This is a genomic window from Rhizobium sp. SVR5-9E (genome assembly GCF_056755095.1).
The window spans coordinates 1-312 of sequence record NZ_JBNDHS010000322.1; the positions used below are offsets into that span (position 1 = coordinate 1).

A 312-nucleotide genomic window follows, 5' to 3' on the forward strand; every position below is an offset into this window, starting at 1 on the left:
GTATTAAGAAGAAGCGGAACCGCTTTAGGATTTGGAACAGTATCTACCGCAGGAATTGCAGATGGTGCAGTAACAGCAGCAAAACTCAATCAAATGTCTGCCACTTCAGGACAGGTATTAGGATGGAACGGAACAACCTGGGCTCCTACTGCCAATGGTGTAAGCACCACCCTGAACAGCGGAAACATCTATGTAGGGAATGCCTCTAACGTGGCAACAGCCGTAAGTCCGACAGGAGACGTTACCATTACCAATGCAGGAGTAACCAGTGTTGACAAGCTAAAGGGCAAAACATTATCAGCCACCGCACCT

The 312-nt window shown here is 48.1% G+C and carries 1 protein-coding gene; it reads left to right on the top strand.

Features of this window, described 5'->3' with window-relative positions; genetic code table 11:
- A partial coding sequence (locus tag ACPYOJ_RS35010) for a hypothetical protein (RefSeq protein WP_481420328.1) occupies positions 1-312 on the top strand: 312 nt, incomplete at both ends.